Source organism: Oleiphilus sp. HI0043, from assembly GCF_001634935.1.
The window spans coordinates 1-16,391 of sequence record NZ_LWEY01001489.1 but is presented as its reverse complement, the minus strand read 5'-3'; the positions used below and the strand labels follow the sequence as shown (position 1 = coordinate 16,391).

Sequence of the window (16,391 nt, the reverse complement as noted above, 5' to 3'; positions counted from 1 at the left end):
CTGTAGACCCTTTCTAAGCTTGCAATAAATGATCAACTTTATTGCTATGAAATATCATTGAGACCTTCGCTTAGCCAGCTATCCTAATAATGCGTTTTCCATTCAATGGACGAACAAATTTTATAGGATAAGTACAATGACAAATGAAGCCCTAATATTTGACGCGATTCGCACACCTCGGGGCCGAGGTAAAGCGAGCGGCGCTCTTCATGAAGTAAAACCGGTAACACTTCTTTCAGATTTATTAAACGCTCTTCAACAGCGCAATGGTTTCGATACAGCTGAGGTTGACGATATCGTCATGGGCTGCGTTACCGCTGTTGGCGACCAAGGTGCTGATATCGCAAAAACTGCAGCATTGGCTGCAGGATGGAATGATGATGTTGCAGGTGTTGTCCTTAATCGCTTTTGCGCATCGGGGCTCGAGGCGGTTAACACCGCTGCAATGAAGATTCGTTCAGGTTGGGAAAATCTCGTGGTCGCTGGGGGTATCGAGTCTATGTCACGAGTCCCGATGGGGAGCGATGGTGGTGCTTGGGCAATGGACCCCGAAACGAACTTTAAAACGGGTTTTATGCCGCAGGGCATTGGTGCAGATTTGATCGCTACCTTGGGTGGATACTCCCGTGAAGACGTCGATGCCTTTGCTATGCGTTCGCATCATAAAGCAGCGGCGGCTTGGGAACGCGGCTCTTTCGAAAAATCTGTGGTGCCGGTCGTTGATCGTAATGGTATCGAAATTTTAGCGAACGATGAGTTGGTTCGGGCGGATGCATCCATGGAGACCTTGGGTAAGTTAAAAGCTTCGTTCCAGATGATGGGCGAGATGGGCTTTGACGGTGTTGCTCGTCAGCGTTATCCGCAAGTTGAGTCAATCAATCACATCCATTCACCTGGTAACTCCTCGGGTATTGTTGATGGTGCTGCAGCTGTCTTAATTGGTAGTGAGGCTGCTGGTAAAAAATTCGGTATGGAACCACGGGCTCGTATTGTTTCTACAGCTGTTGTTGGAACTGACCCGACGATTATGCTCACAGGTCCTGCGCCCGCTGCACGAAAAGCACTTAAAGTAGCTGGCATGGACGTTAAGGACATCGACTTGTTCGAGGTGAACGAAGCATTCGCCTCTGTGGTCATGCGCTTTATGGACGAACTAGAAGTGAGTGAAGAAAAAGTAAATGTTAATGGCGGTTCAATCGCGATGGGTCACCCTTTAGGCGCAACAGGCGCAATCATTTTGGGTACGTTACTAGATGAGCTCGAAGCGCGTGACTTAAAGACTGGTCTAGCGACCTTGTGTGTCGGCGGTGGCATGGGTATCGCAACGATTATCGAAAGAGTTTAAGAGGAGAACGGCCGTGAGTATAAATAACAACACGAGTTCAGTGATTGTAGAAAAAGATCAAGATAATATCGTTCACTTAATTCTTGATAAGCCCAATTCCGGTGCCAACTTAATGGACCAGGAATTTACAGACTCCTTATGCGCAGCAGTCGAACAACTTCGTGATGAAGACTTCGCAGGTGTGCTATTCCGTTCAAATAAGTCGACTTTCTTTGCCGGTGGCAACCTTGATGACCTCTATGCAACTACACGTCAAAATGCCTCGGTTCTGTATAAGATGGTTGACCGCCTAAAACTGGCAATGCGAGAGCTAGAAACATCTGGTAAGCCGGTTGTTGCTTGTATCAACGGCGCTGCACTTGGGGGGGGGTGGGAGCTTGCGCTTTCGTGTCATTACCGTGTCGCTTTAAGCAAAGGTGTGACGCTAGGTCTACCTGAAGTGACGCTTGGCTTGTTGCCCGGTGGTGGCGGTGTTGTCCGTATGTCTCGTCTCTTAGGCCTTCAGGCGGCATTGCCGTTTTTGACCGAAGGCAAACAGTTCAAACCTGAGAAAGGTAAAGACCTTGGTTTGATCAATGAGATTGTGGGTACACCTGAAGAACTTGTTTCTTCGGCTATTGCTTGGATTAAAGCCAACCCTAAAGCCCAACAACCTTATGATGTAAAAGGCTATAAAGTGCCAGGAGGAAAACCTTCAACGCCTGCCTTAGCGAAGATGTTACCGATTGCACCCGCAATGATGCGCGAAAAAACCAAAGGCACCATGCCAGCTCCTGAGTCGATTCTCTCGGTAATGGTTGAAAGCCTACAAGTTGATGTCGACTCGGCAATGCGCATTGAGACACGATATTTCGTTGAGCTGGTTTGTAGCAAGGTAGCGAAGAATATGATCGGTACTTTCTGGTATCAACTCAATGAAATCAAGGCGGGGGCAGCGCGTCCTGATGGCGTAGAAGCGTCAAAGGTGAGTAAGGTGGGAATTTTGGGCGCCGGTATGATGGGTGCAGGTATTGCCTATTCATCAGCAGCTAAGGGCATTGAGGTCGTGTTAAAAGATGTTTCAGTAGAAAATGCTGAAAAAGGTAAAGAGTATTCTCGGAAGATCCTTGATAAGAAAGTGAAAAAAGGACGCTTGAGCAGTGATAAGCGTGATGCTGCCATGAACGCCATCCTGGCGACCGATAATGCGCAGGACTTGAAAGGCTGTGACCTAGTCATTGAAGCTGTATTTGAAGACAGAATTCTAAAAGCAAAGGTCACACAGGAAGCTGAAGCGCAATTAGAGTCATCAGCTGTATTTGCTTCGAATACCTCTACCTTACCCATTACTGGTCTTGCGGAAGCCTCTGAGCGACCAGAGAACTTTATTGGCCTTCATTTCTTTTCGCCAGTCGACAAAATGCCGCTGGTAGAAATCATCTGTGGTGACAAGACCTCAGATGAAACACTGGCCAAAGCTTATGACTACGTTTTGCAAATTGGTAAAACGCCAATCGTAGTTAATGACAGCCGTGGATTCTTCACTTCCCGTGTTTTCGGCACTTTTGCAAACGAAGGGATCGCCATGTTGGGTGAAGGGATACCGGCCGCAGCGATCGAAAATGCAGCCTTCCTGGCAGGTTTTCCGGTAGGACCGTTGGCAGTGACCGATGAAGTTAGCATGACCTTGATGGAAAAGATTCGTAAGCAAACGATTAAGGATCTTGAAACGGAAGGCAAACCTTATCTGGCGCACCCAGCCGATGAAGTTGTAAATAAGATGCTTGCGCTAGAACGTGCAGGAAAACTTGCGGGTGGTGGTTATTACGATTATCCGGCTCAAGGTAAAAAACACTTATGGTCAGGTCTAAAGGATAAGTTCGAACAACCCGACCGTGAAGTTAGTGTTGATGAGATCAAAGATCGCCTGCTTTACATTCAAGCGATTGAGACTGTCCGCTGCGTCGAAGAAAAAGTACTGACCAGCGTTCGAGACGCTAATATCGGCTCCATCATGGGAATTGGTTATCCGGTCTGGACGGGCGGCATCTTGCAGTTTATCAACCAAACAGGCTTAGAGTCTTTTATTGAAAGGGCCGAAGCCTTGCATCAGCAATGCGGTGAGCGATACGAAGTCCCTCAACTGCTTAAAGATATGGCCCGAGACAATTTGACGTTCAAAGACTAGCTAAATCTATATCAACCAGTTTGTGAGGTTTTGGGCCTCACAAGCTTTGAATAATTCTAAGAAAGGTAGAAAAAGATGATTAAACGAACAGTATTTGAATCTGAACAAGAAATGTTTCGCGATGCGTTTAAGAAGTTCCTTGAAGCTGAAGCTGTGCCTCACCACGAGCAATGGGAGAAAGACGGTCAGGTATCTCGTGAACTATGGAAGAAGGCTGGTGAACACGGCTTTTTAAGCCCAACTGTCCCAGAAGCATACGGCGGTGTTGAAGGTGACTTTCGTTTCAATGCGGTGATCGATGAAGAAGTTGCTAATTACGGCTTAAGTGGTATCGGCTTTGGCTTGCACTCAGACATCGCGGTGCCTTACATCATGGCTTACGGTTCCGAAGAGCAAAAGCAAAAGTACCTGCCGGGTTGTGTTGATGGTTCAATTGTGACCGCGATTGCCATGACAGAGCCTGGCACCGGTTCTGACTTACAAGGTGTGAAAACCAATGCTGTGTTAGACGAGTCAGGCGAGTTCTATACACTCAATGGTTCTAAGACCTTTATCACTAATGGACAGTTAGCAGATTTAATTATCGTGGTGGCTAAAACTAACCCTGAAGCTGGCGCAAAAGGTACGAGCCTTCTGTTAGTTGAGGCAAACTCACCCGGCTTTGAAAAAGGCACCAATCTTCATAAGATCGGTATGAAGGCACAGGATACGTCAGAGCTATTCTTCCAGGATGTAAAAGTCCCAAAAGAAAACGTGCTAGGTGCTGAAGGCATGGGCTTTATCTACCTTATGCAGGAGCTACCACAAGAGCGGCTATCGGTAGGCTTAAACGCGATCGCTAGTGCAGAGTCGATTCTTGAGCAAACAGTCGCATACGTTAAAGAGCGTAAAGCCTTCGGCCGTGAAATAGCATCGTTCCAGAACACCCAGTTTAAGCTTGCCGAAATGTCAGCAACCTTGACGATGGCGCGTGTATTTGTCGATAAATGCTTAGAGCTGCATATTAATAAGCAACTAGATGTGGTGACCGCAGCGAAGCTTAAATTATTGACTACCGAGATTCAGTGTGACGTGATAGATGAATGTTTACAGCTACATGGTGGTTACGGCTACATGTGGGAGTATCCGGTTGCGCGCGCTTACGCAGATGCGCGTGTTCAGAAGATCTATGCTGGTACAAATGAAATCATGAAGTTGATTATCGGCCGCTCGATGGTCTAAAGGAAGTAGGGGTAAGTAATGTCACAACCACTCAAGGGAATTAAGATTCTCGACTTTACCACCTTATTACCGGGCCCTTATGCAACGCAATTGTTGGCAGATATGGGCGCAGAGGTTGTAAGAGTAGAGTCACCTACGCGACCCGATCTACTAAAGCTCTTGCCGCCAATGGTAGGTAAGGTTTCTGCCTCGCACGCCAGCGTTAATCGCAATAAGAAAACGATTGCTGTTGATTTAAAGCATGAGAGTGCAAAAGAGATCGTTCATAAGTTGGTGAGTGAGTTTGATATTGTGATTGAGCAATTCAGACCAGGTGTTATGGCGCGTCTAGGTCTGGATTATGAGGCCTTGGTAAAGTTTCAGTCTAAATTAATCTATTGCTCGATCACAGGCTATGGTCAAACAGGGCCCTTAAAAGATCGGGCAGGGCATGATATTAACTATTTGGCTTTGTCGGGCTTAGCCAGTTTCTCTGGCAGAAAAGAAACCGGTCCCACTTTATCTGCAACACAGGTTGCCGATATTGCAGGTGGTTCACATCATGCCGTAATGGCGATTCTTGCCGCAGTGATTGAACGTGCTTCTACTGGAAAAGGCCAGCACCTGGATATCAGTATGAGTGATGCGGCCTTGGCGCTGAGCACGATGTTCGGCGCCAACGCGCTAGTCAGTGGCAAGGACCCAGCGTGTGGCGAAGAGATGCTCAACGGTGGTTTATTCTACGACTACTACCAGACGGCAGATGGCAAGTATATTTCGGTCGGTAGCCTGGAACCAAACTTCGCGATGGTTTTGCTATCTACCCTAGGTTTGACAGCTTACCAGAATAAGATTGCCGACCAACGAGCCGAAACCCAAACAGAAATCAAGGCAGCAATTGCAGCAAAAGTGATCGAAAAAGACCAAGCTCACTGGAATGACGTCTTTGGCAACTTAGATGCTTGTGTAGAACCTGTATTGAGTATCAACCAGGCTGCAGCGCACCCTCACTTCATAGCGCGGGGCATGATTACCACCGCTGTAGATGAGACAGGCAACGAGATTCAACAAATAAATAGCGCATTGCCATTTAAGTCTGAAGGCATAAAGCAAGCAGGGAGACCTTTGGGGGCAGATACCTCAGATGTATTAAAGTCTTTGGGCTATAGTGATGAGCAAGTTCAGGGGCTTAGAGAGGGGAAGTGTGTTAAGTAAGCATATATCTCGCTGTGAACCTGACTCGTGCTAACCTGCCAGCGAGCCGTGGAAGGCTCTGCCTACAGCTGAGGCTAAGTCGGGGCCTTGCTCAATAACGCAATCAGCGCTTCAATCTCACTTAATTTCTCTTCTGCGTTCTTGGCCTCAAGCTCAAACTTAAGTTTTGTGGCGCCTTCTAGCTTGTACTTTATCGGGTTCTTTTGCACTAGCTGAACGATGGCCAAGGGGTCGACTTTCGTGTCTTTTGAAAACTCAAAACTACCGGAGGTCTCGCCTGCGTCGATTTTATCGATGCCAACAGGATCGGCTTTGAGCTTCAGCTCTGTTTGACGCATTAGGTTTTTCACAGCGTCAGGTAACATACCGAAGCGGTCAATCATTTCGACTTGAATGTCTTTTAGGCCGTCCTTATCGGCAGCGTTAGCAATACGTTTATAGAGTACTAAACGCATATGTACGTCTGGTAAATATTCGTCAGGAATAATTGCGGGAATACGCAGGTTCACCTCGGTGCCATGCATTGGGTTCTCAAGGTCGAGCTCTTTTCCTTGTTTAAGCGATTTAACGGCTTGATCTAGCAAGTCCATATATAGGGTAAAACCGATATTCTGAATCTGGCCGCTTTGTTCTTCACCTAATAGTTCACCTGCACCACGTATCTCTAGGTCGTGCGTTGCCAACATGAAGCCCGCCCCAAGTTCTTGCGAGGCAACAATTGCTTCAAGTCGTTTTTCAGCATCGCCACTAAGTTTTTTAGAGCTGGGTGTCATGAGATAGGCGTAAGCCTGGTGGTGTGATCGTCCGACGCGTCCACGTAACTGGTGTAGCTGTGCCAAGCCGAACTTATCAGCTCGGTCTATCATGATGGTGTTGGCATTAGGAATATCGATGCCGGTCTCAATGATGGTTGAGCAAACTAAAACATTAAAGCGCTGGTGATAAAAGTCTGACATCGCGGTTTCAAGTTCACGCTCACGCATTTGACCGTGGGCAATGCCAACTCGCGCTTCAGGTACCAGTTTAGTTAAGTACTCAGCTTCTTTATGAATATTTTTAACATCGTTAAATAAGTAGTAAACCTGACCACCACGCAGAATCTCACGCAAGAGAGACTCTTTGATCAAAGCATCTTCGCGCTCACGAACGAAAGTTTTTACTGACAGACGCTTAGCAGGTGGTGTGGCGATAATCGATAGATCGCGTATGCCGCCCATCGCCATATTTAAAGTACGCGGTATTGGCGTGGCGGTAAGGTTTAAAATATCTACGTCGCTGCGGAAAGACTTAATCTTTTCTTTCTGCTGCACACCGAATCGATGTTCTTCGTCAATAACCAAAAGACCAAGGTCTTTGTACTTAACATCTTTTTGAATCAGCTTGTGGGTACCGACAATAATATCTATTTTTCCAGCCTTTAGGTCTTCCAGCGCTTTAGCCTGATCTTTTGGAGAGTTGAATCTTGATAGCACATCGACTTTAACCGCCGTGCCTGCAAATCGATCTTGGAAAGACTCGTAATGCTGCTGCGCAAGAAGTGTCGTAGGAACGAGCACTGCGACCTGCTTACCCGAGTAGGTTGCGACAAATGCGGCACGCATCGCCACTTCAGTTTTACCAAAACCAACGTCTCCGCAGACGAGCCGGTCCATCGGCTGTTCGCGTGTCATATCGCGAAGCACTGCCTTAATCGCAGCTTGCTGATCGGGTGTCTCTTCAAACGGGAAATTGGCGCAGAAGGCGCGGTAAGCTTCACCAGGTTTATCACATTTAAATCCGGAGCGTGCTTCACGCTTTGCATAAACTTCGAGCAATTCTGCGGCCGTATCACGAATTTTCTCTAAGGCTTTTTGCTTTGCTGCACTCCACTTTTCAGTTCCCAGACGGTGCAGCGGAGCGAGTGATTCGTCAGTTCCGCTATATCGAGAAATAAGGTTGAGGTTAGATACAGGAACATAGAGCTTGGCTTCGTTGGCATACTCAAGCATTAGAAACTCATCGACTTGATCACCCACTTTGATCGTTTCTAAACCGCGATAGCGGCCAACGCCATTATCAATATGTACGACCGGCGCGCCGATGGATAATTCCGTCAGGTTTTTCACCATCATTTCAGAATTATCACTAGATTTCTTACGGCGTCGGCTCTGTACAACTCGCTGGCCGAACAATTCTGTTTCGGTGATAACCTGAAGTGACGCTTCTTGCGAAATAAAGCCGTGCGACAAACTGCCAGTTACTAACTGTACCTGGCTGTCTGTTTGCAGAAAGCTTTGCCAGCTTTGAGTGTCTTCGAATGCGAAGGCGTACTGTGTGAACAACTCGCTTAGTACTTCACGTCTGCCCGCGGTTTCAGCAATGATCAGCGTCTTACCGGCAAAGGCGTCTATTGCCGTTTTAAGCGCACTGAGTGGATCGGTATTTCTGTCATCGACACCTACTTGCCCTAGTACATCAAAAGGTAAGTTTGATTTACCTGCACCTTCACTTAATCTCGCGGTGGATAAGGTTAACCTTGGGTGTTGCTTTAAATCAGAAAATAATTCGTCAGTTGTCAGGAACAGGTTTCTAGGCGGAAGAATAGGGCGCTGGATATCGTGCCTTCGATCTTCGTAACGGCCGTTAATATCGCTCCACACATGATCTAGCAATTCAGGCATGTCACTTGGCGTAATGACAAGTGACTGTTCAGGTAAATAGTCAAACAGTGTTGTCATCTCTTCAAAAAACAGCGGGCTGTAATATTCAACGCCGTGTGGTTTGATTCCGTCTTTGATATCTCGATATAAAGGACAGTTTGATGCCGCATTTGGGAACTGCTCTAACCAACGGTTCCGAAAACTCATGCGGCTTTTATCGTCCCATGGGAATTCGTTTGCAGGTAAAATCTTTAGCGATTTGATCTTATTTTTTGAACGCTGGTTATCCGGGTCGAATGTACGCAGGCTTTCTATCTCATCATCAAACAACTCGATACGAACGGGTTCTTCACTGCCCATAGGGTAAAGGTCAAAGATTGAGCCTCGTATTGCGTACTCGCCATGCTCATAAACGGTATTAACATTTCTGTAGCCAACTTCTTCAAGCATACGGCGGTACTTTTCAAGCTCAAATGTCTGCCCATTCTTTAAAGAAAAGGTGTGCGCGTTCAAAAAGCTTTTTGGTGGCAAACGATGCAATAGCGTATTAAGCGGGATGATAAGTAAGCCGCGCTTAGCAAGAGGAAGCTTGCTGAGAGTTTCCAAACGCTGAGAAATAATATCTTCATGGGGTGAGAATGTATCGTAGGGAAGTGTTTCCCAGTCAGGGAAAACATAAACCTCATGCTTGCCTTCGTTAAAGAATTTAAACGCGCTTTCCATTGCGTAGGCTTGTTGCGAATCTTTAGCGATATATAAACAAAAGCCTTCTATCTCATTAAGTAACTCGTAAAGTGTCGCCGCGCTAGCACCTTGAGGAATGGAGCCCCAGTATTTATGGTCAGCGGGCACTGAAGGAATAAGCGTTGACGAAATAGAAGAGACATTCATGCTAAGTTACTGTTCTCGAATTGGCGGCAGAAATAAGGGGCGAATAATAGCTTTGATCGAGGAATATTGCACCCCGATATAAGCCCTTAGCAAACGAGATACAAAAATCTTTGCTTTGGTTTAACGAAAGCGCTTTCTTTGTGGCATAATTCGCGCCGCTATTAATAGATAGCTGAACCATGACCCAGATCTTGAGGCAATACCTTGTTAGTTACCGCGAATATTACAATGCAGTTTGGCGCAAAGCCGTTATTTGAAAACGTTTCAGTTAAGTTTGGTGAGGGCAACCGCTATGGCCTAATTGGTGCCAATGGCTGCGGTAAGTCAACCTTTATGAAAATATTGGGCGGTGACTTAGAGCCTACCTCGGGGAATGTCTCTAAAGACCCTAATGAACGAATTGGTAAGCTAAAGCAGGACCAGTTCGCCTATGAAGAGTTTAGTGTTGTCGATACCGTTATCATGGGGCATGAAGAGCTTTGGTCAATCAAAGCGGAGCGTGATGCGATCTACGCCAAGCCTGAAATGAGTGAAGAAGACGGTATTCGCGCAGGCGAGCTTGAATCTGAATTCGCTGAAATGGACGGCTACAGTGCAGAATCTAGAGCGGGTGAATTACTGATTGGCGTTGGTATTCCGGTTGAGCAGCATTATGGCCCAATGAGCGAAGTTGCACCGGGTTGGAAACTTCGTGTCTTACTCGCGCAAGCACTTTTCTCTGAACCCGATATCATGCTGCTCGATGAGCCGACCAACAACCTGGATATTAATACCATTCGTTGGCTAGAAGGTGTTCTCAACGAGCGTAACTGTACGATGATCATCATCTCGCACGATAGACACTTCTTAAATAGTGTTTGTACGCATATGGCTGATCTCGACTACGGTGAATTACGTCTGTATCCGGGCAACTATGACGAATACATGCTTGCATCGACTCAGGCACGTGAACGCCAGATGTCTGATAATGCGAAGAAGAAAGCACAGATCTCAGAATTAAAGGCCTTTGTCGCTCGTTTCTCAGCCAATGCATCTAAATCTAAGCAAGCCACCTCGCGTGCAAAACAGATTGATAAAATTCAGCTTGATGATATCAAACCCTCGAGCCGCCAAAACCCTTTCATCGTCTTTAACCAAGAAAAGAAGCTTCACCGAATGGCGCTTGAAGTTGAAAGCTTGACCAAGACCTATGAAGAAACGCTCTTCAAAGACCTTAACCTGATGGTTGAAGTGGGCGAGCGTATCGCGATTATTGGCCCTAACGGTATCGGAAAAACCACCATGCTTCAGTGCCTTACAAATAGCATCGAGCATGATGCTGGTACAATAAAGTGGTCTGAGAATGCCAATATTGGTTACTACGCTCAGGATCACGCTTCAGATTTCGAAGAAGACAAAGATCTATTCGAATGGATGGGTGAATGGGGGCAAGAAGGTGATGACGAACAAGTGATTCGTGGCACTCTTGGTCGCTTACTTTTCTCTCAGAACGATATCAACAAGTCAGTCAAAGTGATTTCGGGTGGAGAGCAGGGCAGGATGCTATTTGGCAAGATCATGCTTCAGAAGCCAAATATTCTTGTGATGGATGAGCCGACTAACCACTTGGACATGGAGTCTATTGAATCCTTGAATATGGCGCTAGAAAAGTTTGAAGGAACTCTACTGTTCGTTTCTCACGATAGAGAATTTGTTTCATCTTTGGCGACACGTATTATCGAGATTACGCCTGATGGCATAGTCGACTTTAACGGTAACTATGATGAATACCTAGAGAGCCAGGCCCAGTAAAAACCTTGCTCTTAAGGTTTTGAATGAAGGGGCGTAAAGCCCCTTTTTTAGCATTGTTATATATCGACCGGACTTACGACACCTCGCTCCTGTATGCCAACAACGTGTGTGTAGATCTGGGTGGTTGAAATATTGGAATGCCCCAACATTTCCTGAATTGCCCTAATGTCTGTTCCCGCTCGTAGTAGGTTGGTAGCAAAACTGTGCCTAAAGGTATGGCAGCCAGCCTTTTTATATATGTTAGCGAGCTTCAAAGCCTCTTTAATCTTCCGTTGAACCGCACGCTCACCTAAATGGTGACGGCGATAAATACCAGCTCGCGGGTCCTTCGAAAGCGAATTCGCCGGAAACACGTATTGCCATGCAGGGGCTGTTGCAGCATTCGGATACTTACGTGCCAAGGCACCCGGAAGATAGACCGCCCCATAGCCCTCTTCAAGATCTTTCGCGTGCAGCGCGAGTGCATAGTCTATTTGAACTTTTAAGGGCTCAATCAAGGACTTGGGAAGCAGCGTGCGCCGCCACTTTAGCCCCTTAGACTCACGCACTATTAGGCAGTTATTTGCAAAGTCGATGTCTTGAACCCGCAAACGAACCGCCTCCATGACCCTAAGGCCAGCCCCATACATCAGCTTTGTTAGCATAAGGTAAACGCCATCTAACTTACCTATTACCGCCAGCGCCTCGGCATGACTAAATACCGTAGGAATTGTTTGCGGCCGGTTGCTCAGCTTGAAATCAAGATCACCTAGCTCAATCTTCAAAAACTTATGGTACATAAAAACCAAGGCATTGAGCGCAGTCTTCTGCGTATTGACCCCGGCGCTCTGATCGAGCGCTAAAGAACTCAGAAACTGATCGACCTCGACAGCCCCCATTTCCTTGGGGTGCCTTTTGTTGTGAAAACGAATAAAACGTATTACCCAATGGCAATAGGTTTTCTCGGTCTTATAGGCCATTTGTTTACTACGAATAAATGCTCGAAACTGATCAATAAAGCGCACGGGCTTTTTAGGGAGAGGTAGTGGTATATCATCCATAAAACTAATCCTTTAGTTTAAGAGTGAGTCAAAATAGCTATGAAAAGCGACCTCCTGTCGTATATCTATAGCTACCGTTAAAATACGGTAAAAGCTATTTAAAAACAAATAATTATGAAGGCTTGTAATAAAAGGATAGGCGACACGAGTCGCACTTTGTAAATTGCAAAAACTTTGGACTTCATCGGACTCCAGAAATGATGTAGGATTCGTGTGATATAGAATTTTTTTAAAAAAGGATATACGACAAATGGATATACGACCTTATGTCGTAGATTCAAATGTTACATGCCAAAATGACTGATACTGAATTTCTACTATATTACAATTCAATTGTTGTATTTATAGCTTTAGCTATTGCGGTTTGGCGTGTCAAAAATAACTGGCAGGTTATTAAAGCACAGGCAGTCGAGGCTGAGATCGTTCAAGTTGAAAAAGACGTTGATGTTGTTATATCGATCAATATCAAAATTAAGACTCGCCATAGCCTTGCTATCGAGCAAATACATATTGACCCAATGTACGACAAAACAGATTATCGTGTAGGTTCACCTTTTACGGTGTGGGTTCATGATAGTAATCCAAGATTGTATTTCAGATCTAAACCAAATGCATTCAAGCTAATTGGTAAAATTGGATTACAGTCATTGGCTATTTGGGTGATATTGTGTGGTATGTTAATGGTAGCTTTTGCCAAGAAGTTTAGCATGTAACAAGTTTATCAAACCTCGTTCCGCCCACAAAGGAACGTGGGCTGCACTGGACGCGCGAAGACACGCGCGCCGTTTATAAAAGCGTTAGAATTTTTAGGCATCATCCACAAAAGGAAGTATTAGTGATTAAAAAAATACGAATATTAATTTTCATTGCTGTTTGTTCTGCTCTTTTACCAGCTTGCGCTCATTTTTCCTCAAGTTCTTTCCAAGAAGAATATGTTCAAGGTGATCAAACTACATTTAACACTGGTGATTCTGTATTTCTTAAGATTAATAGTTATGCCAATTGGTCTGACTATTCAACGGTTAACACGCTAGTTGCAGATGCACTCCAAGAAAGCTTTTCTAAAAAAGGTATAAAAGCAAAATTTCTCTCTGAGAAAGATGAGCTTCCTCAGAGTTATCTTGAAATTGTTTCTATTGTTGATAATACCGCAGGTGATGAAAGTCGTGACTTTGATCCCCTTTCGTATTTATCTGCAGTTTGGTGTGGCTTGTCAGTTTTTGTTCTACCTATGATTAGCACCGATTTCGATGTGCTCGTAAAAATTAACCGATTTGAAAATGGTCAAATTGTGTCTAGCCATTTGTATTCAAGTCATATGTATCAAATGGCTGGGTTTTCTATGATTCCATTTATGAGTTCGGACGATGTTGGAGACGATATTGCCTCTATAGTGGATAATGTTTCTCAGGATTATTTGGAGTTAAATTAAGATGATCAAGCTACTTTCAATAACAATACTCGCTAGCTTGCTTAGTTCGTGTGCCTCTAGCTATTTCAACGTCTCAAAGAATACCCCTAAAAGCGAGTCAGCAATCTTGTATACATACAGTGAAGGACAAAGGGCTGGAACAATTTATACAGTGTTACTTAAGTCAATTAATGGCGAAAAACTTTCTGGAAAGTCTAAACGATGGTTATATGTCAAACCCGGAGAGTATGAAATTGAGGTAACCAGTCACAAGTACAATGAAGGTGCATATATCGCAGGAGCTATTGCAGGAGGTGTTGCTGGCGGAGCCATGGGGGCAAGCGTTGATACTGGTGCCATTGTAGCAAGCTCTGAAGCATACGCAGAAATGGAGCGAACTAGAGTAGAAGATAATAATATCATCGCGCGGCTGGAAGCTGGGAATATATACGTGATCGATCCAGTTATTGAAAACAAGAAAATAAAGTATTTTGAAGTTAAAACGTACTAAATAAAGAAATTCTAACCAAGCGTTCAACCGGACTCGCCTTCGGCTCGCGCGGTTAACGCGGCGTTAAGTCTCATAAAGGAAGGTTACTTTAGTGATAAGGATTTTAATATTATTTACCGCACTGATCGTATGCAGCGCAGCTAAAGCCGAAATGTCGGGCTTTGCGCCTCTTGATTTTTTACCTGATGTCGATAGAAATGGTATACGTGATGACATTGATAAACAAATAATTGATCTATATGAAAATGATAAACGCCGCATACACTTGGCTAGTCGCGCTGCTAAATTAATCCAAGAAATCGCGCAAAATGAAGATTCTCCAGATTATGTCCATACTTTGTATCTCGAGTTAGAATCGATCAAAGTTTGCTGGAAAACACTAACTAGCGAATATCTAGAAGTTACTCTTGATCCGTTAGTTTTAAACACTTATGCAGTTTTGTACCCTTATTTATCGGTCCTTGCTGAAGCTATCAGACTGCATGGATCGGCTCGCGATGAGATTATCAATACCGTCTTAAAGCAAAAATATTTCGAGTTTTGCTCATCATGATCAAACTTAACAAGTTTAGCCTGCATCGCCCAAGGACGCCTTGGGCTGGACTCGCTATCGCTCGCCGCAGCTAAAGGCGTTATGATCAAGGAAGTAAAAATGTATAAAGGTGTGCTTATTGTATTCCTACTACTTTTATCAGGGGCCTCTCAAGCCTGTGAGGAATTCCGAAAGCCCAAAGCTCACTTTCCAGTATTAGGTGTTACTCCAGAATTTTTGTCCCAAGAAATGCCGAAAATCATTTCCTTATTAGAGGGCCAAACTATCGTATATATGAGTTTCTGGTCACCCAAGTGCTTAGATGTAATGGCTGGTAAGCTCGAAAGCAGAGAAAACCAAGAAGGCTTTACCTACTATTTCGACAAAAATGATAAAGGCTGGTTTATATCTGGGGCACATAAATGGGGAAGTTAATCATAACCAGTTTAGCCTGCATCGCCCAAGGGAACCTTGGGCTGGACCTCGCTGCGCTCGGCCGCAGCTAAAAGCGTTAGAGTAAAAATATGAAAAAGAAATTAAAGGCAATCTCCATTGTTATTCTAGTAGTCGTAGCCTTTTTAATTGGTGGTGGTTACGGTTACTCAGTTGCTAATAAAGATACTACGGCAAGGTGGTTGTCTAGCACTGCTGGTCAAGCTTTAATAGATCGCTCGCTGGTTAGCGAAGCAATCAAAGATATTGATCATGGCAATGTTATTCAGGCTAGGGAAACTTTAAGCAGTTTGTCCGTGTCTCTTCAAATTCAACTTAAACAATGCGTAGAGTCTGAGCTTTGCCAGGAATCAATTAAGAACAATGCAGCAAAAGTATTCAATCAACTCTAACAAGTTTAGCCTGCCTCGCCCCGGAAAAAGCCCCGGGGCTGGACTCGCTATCGCTCGCCGCAGCTAAAGGCGTTATGTGTATTAATGAATGGAATTCTTGCAATGAGCAAAGTAAAAATATTGGAGTATCCTAAGAAAGGAGAACCTGATTATAGCCATCTTAACCTCGTTGTAGAGTTTTTGCTTAGCTCAGGAAATAAGTCTGCCAACGAATATATTTGGGGTGTAAACAGAACGGGATACTTTTGTCACTTGGTCAAGGATATCAACTTCGAAGCTTTACGATTGCACTTTGATATTCCGCCTTCAATAGAGCTAAGTGAAACTGAACAGCGTATTAGCTGCATGAATACTTATACTGACATCAAAGTAACAAAGAAAAAATGCACATAACCAACAGCTCAAACGGACTCCGTAACAATCGCATCATTTTTGTTCCAAAAATGCCGCCATTGTTACTCCTCCGTTTAGCTGGGCGTTAGATGCCCCATGTGCTCACAGCCTCTCCAAAAGAACAAGACTGTTCATTTTTAAAGGGTTAGTTTAATCTTTCGAAAAATATATACATTGGAGAAAACTGTGAAAAACTGGTTATTCTTATCCGCTGCTATTATTTGTGAAGTAATTGCAACATCCAGTCTTAAGTCTAGTGAAGGTTTTACTAAAATCGCCCCATCGCTGCTTGTTATTATTGGCTATGGCGCTGCTTTCTATTTACTTTCACTTACTCTGAAATCAATCCCTGTTGGTATTGCATATGCAGTTTGGTCAGGGCTTGGCATAGTTTTAGTAACTCTAATCGCA

General features: G+C 44.7%; 15 protein-coding genes. 13 read left to right on the top strand and 2 right to left on the bottom strand.

Annotated features, from left to right (window positions below):
• Window positions 1-136 precede the first annotated feature (136 nt).
• The 4 genes from A3729_RS21235 (at window position 137) to A3729_RS21220 (ending at window position 5,927) form a co-directional block, all read left to right on the top strand.
• Complete coding sequence (locus A3729_RS21235; RefSeq protein WP_068511130.1) at window positions 137-1,345, top strand: acetyl-CoA C-acetyltransferase; 1,209 nt, start codon at window positions 137-139, stop codon at window positions 1,343-1,345.
• A gap of 13 nt (window positions 1,346-1,358) precedes the next feature.
• Complete coding sequence (locus A3729_RS21230) at window positions 1,359-3,512, top strand: 3-hydroxyacyl-CoA dehydrogenase NAD-binding domain-containing protein (protein WP_197475970.1); 2,154 nt, start codon at window positions 1,359-1,361, stop codon at window positions 3,510-3,512.
• Between the two features lie 75 nt (window positions 3,513-3,587).
• Entirely contained in the window at window positions 3,588-4,733 is a 1,146-nt protein-coding gene (locus A3729_RS21225) for an acyl-CoA dehydrogenase family protein (RefSeq protein WP_068553075.1), read from the top strand.
• A gap of 18 nt (window positions 4,734-4,751) precedes the next feature.
• Window positions 4,752-5,927 carry a CaiB/BaiF CoA-transferase family protein gene (locus A3729_RS21220; protein WP_068509416.1) on the top strand — a complete coding sequence of 392 codons (1,176 nt, stop codon included), beginning with the start codon at window positions 4,752-4,754 and terminating at the stop codon, window positions 5,925-5,927.
• Between the two features lie 74 nt (window positions 5,928-6,001).
• Here the strand turns inward: A3729_RS21220 and mfd are convergent, their stop codons facing one another.
• Window positions 6,002-9,457, bottom strand: coding sequence for a transcription-repair coupling factor (gene mfd, locus A3729_RS21215; RefSeq protein ID WP_068553071.1), 3,456 nt, complete (start codon window positions 9,455-9,457; stop codon window positions 6,002-6,004).
• A gap of 204 nt (window positions 9,458-9,661) precedes the next feature.
• Between mfd and A3729_RS21205 the strand changes: the two genes are divergently transcribed.
• Window positions 9,662-11,248 carry an ABC-F family ATPase gene (locus A3729_RS21205; RefSeq protein ID WP_082865111.1) on the top strand — a complete coding sequence of 529 codons (1,587 nt, stop codon included), beginning with the start codon at window positions 9,662-9,664 and terminating at the stop codon, window positions 11,246-11,248.
• A 56-nt stretch (window positions 11,249-11,304) separates the two neighbouring features.
• On the opposite strand, the gene A3729_RS21200 is transcribed toward A3729_RS21205, so the two are convergent.
• Complete coding sequence (locus A3729_RS21200; RefSeq protein WP_068509422.1) at window positions 11,305-12,288, bottom strand: integron integrase; 984 nt, start codon at window positions 12,286-12,288, stop codon at window positions 11,305-11,307.
• Between the two features lie 296 nt (window positions 12,289-12,584).
• Between A3729_RS21200 and A3729_RS21195 the strand changes: the two genes are divergently transcribed.
• The 8 genes from A3729_RS21195 to A3729_RS21160 all read left to right on the top strand — a co-directional run.
• Window positions 12,585-13,001: a hypothetical protein gene (locus tag A3729_RS21195; RefSeq protein WP_156495027.1), complete on the top strand. Its 417-nt coding sequence runs from the start codon at window positions 12,585-12,587 to the stop codon at window positions 12,999-13,001.
• A 122-nt stretch (window positions 13,002-13,123) separates the two neighbouring features.
• A complete protein-coding gene (locus A3729_RS21190; RefSeq protein WP_068553632.1) occupies window positions 13,124-13,720 on the top strand; it encodes a hypothetical protein in 597 nt (198 codons plus the stop codon).
• 1 nt (window position 13,721) lies between these two features.
• A complete protein-coding gene (locus A3729_RS21185) occupies window positions 13,722-14,210 on the top strand; it encodes a hypothetical protein (protein WP_068553631.1) in 489 nt (162 codons plus the stop codon).
• Window positions 14,211-14,301: 91 nt separating this feature from the next.
• Window positions 14,302-14,763, top strand: a complete 462-nt coding sequence (locus A3729_RS21180) for a hypothetical protein (protein ID WP_068553633.1) — start codon at window positions 14,302-14,304, stop codon at window positions 14,761-14,763.
• A gap of 99 nt (window positions 14,764-14,862) precedes the next feature.
• Window positions 14,863-15,177, top strand: a complete 315-nt coding sequence (locus A3729_RS21175; RefSeq protein ID WP_068634256.1) for a hypothetical protein — start codon at window positions 14,863-14,865, stop codon at window positions 15,175-15,177.
• An 89-nt stretch (window positions 15,178-15,266) separates the two neighbouring features.
• Window positions 15,267-15,587 carry a hypothetical protein gene (locus A3729_RS21170; protein ID WP_068634255.1) on the top strand — a complete coding sequence of 107 codons (321 nt, stop codon included), beginning with the start codon at window positions 15,267-15,269 and terminating at the stop codon, window positions 15,585-15,587.
• A 102-nt stretch (window positions 15,588-15,689) separates the two neighbouring features.
• Window positions 15,690-15,980: a hypothetical protein gene (locus A3729_RS21165; protein ID WP_068511499.1), complete on the top strand. Its 291-nt coding sequence runs from the start codon at window positions 15,690-15,692 to the stop codon at window positions 15,978-15,980.
• Between the two features lie 186 nt (window positions 15,981-16,166).
• On the top strand, window positions 16,167-16,391 hold a 225-nt coding region (locus tag A3729_RS21160; RefSeq protein WP_068634254.1), incomplete at its 3' end, for a multidrug efflux SMR transporter.

Bases quoted from the DNA above. Each gene is read 5' to 3' on its own strand.
- A3729_RS21235 (WP_068511130.1), top strand. From the start codon at position 137: ATGACAAATGAAGCCCTAATATTTGACGCGATTCGCACACCTCGGGGC.
- A3729_RS21225 (WP_068553075.1), top strand. From the start codon at position 3,588: ATGATTAAACGAACAGTATTTGAATCTGAACAAGAAATGTTTCGCGAT.
- A3729_RS21220 (WP_068509416.1), top strand. From the start codon at position 4,752: ATGTCACAACCACTCAAGGGAATTAAGATTCTCGACTTTACCACCTTA.
- mfd (WP_068553071.1), bottom strand. From the start codon at position 9,457: ATGAATGTCTCTTCTATTTCGTCAACGCTTATTCCTTCAGTGCCCGCT.
- A3729_RS21200 (WP_068509422.1), bottom strand. From the start codon at position 12,288: ATGGATGATATACCACTACCTCTCCCTAAAAAGCCCGTGCGCTTTATT.
- A3729_RS21195 (WP_156495027.1), top strand. From the start codon at position 12,585: ATGACTGATACTGAATTTCTACTATATTACAATTCAATTGTTGTATTT.
- A3729_RS21185 (WP_068553631.1), top strand. From the start codon at position 13,722: ATGATCAAGCTACTTTCAATAACAATACTCGCTAGCTTGCTTAGTTCG.
- A3729_RS21175 (WP_068634256.1), top strand. From the start codon at position 14,863: ATGTATAAAGGTGTGCTTATTGTATTCCTACTACTTTTATCAGGGGCC.
- A3729_RS21170 (WP_068634255.1), top strand. From the start codon at position 15,267: ATGAAAAAGAAATTAAAGGCAATCTCCATTGTTATTCTAGTAGTCGTA.
- A3729_RS21165 (WP_068511499.1), top strand. From the start codon at position 15,690: ATGAGCAAAGTAAAAATATTGGAGTATCCTAAGAAAGGAGAACCTGAT.